This is a genomic window from Haloferax profundi (assembly GCF_001469865.1).
In the GTDB taxonomy this organism is placed as follows: domain Archaea; phylum Halobacteriota; class Halobacteria; order Halobacteriales; family Haloferacaceae; genus Haloferax; species Haloferax profundi.
Genome location: NZ_LOPV01000339.1, coordinates 1 through 589, shown reverse-complemented (window position 1 = coordinate 589; position 589 = coordinate 1). Strand labels below are relative to the sequence as shown.

Here is a 589-nt window from a genome sequence, read left to right as displayed (position 1 = left end):
CACTCAACGGTCCCCGTCACTCGCTAGTGCTGCAATCATCTTACTTCTCACAGGTATCGTCGCCGTCGCGAGTGCCGCCCCCTACGTGGGCCAATTTACTCAGGTCGAGTTCTCAACCGGTCTGCTCGTGTTCTCAATTCTCTTCGGTGGGTTAATCGGTGCCGCTGGTGTCTGGACTGTATCAACGATTTTGGTGTATGTTCTATCCGCAGTTGCCGGTGGGTCTGGACCACTCACTCGGATCGCGGCGAACATCGGATGGGCATCGTTGCCCCTCTTGATGGTGAATACGATTACGACACTCACAATCTGGAGTCTCTCGTATTTCGGTACTCTTCCGAGGATCTCACTGACCCAGATGCAGTTTCCCCAATGGTTGCTTCTGTTCAATACCCTCATCGGTGTCATCGGCTACCTCTGGATTGGGTACCTTCTCACCTACGCAATCCACGACGCTCGAAACCTTGTGGTTCGACGTTCGGCTGTCATCGCCGGAATTGTCGTTGTCATCCCCGTCCTCAACGCCGCTGTGAATCTCTTGTGAGAGTTTCGTCGATTGTTGCAACCTCATACTCAAATCTCGACACAC

General features: G+C 53.3%; 1 protein-coding gene. It reads left to right on the top strand.

What is annotated here, in order from left to right; genetic code table 11:
• The coding region (locus AUR66_RS12895) for a YIP1 family protein (RefSeq protein WP_058572748.1) at positions 1-544 on the top strand (544 nt) is incomplete at its 5' end.
• Positions 545-589: the final 45 nt, after the last annotated feature.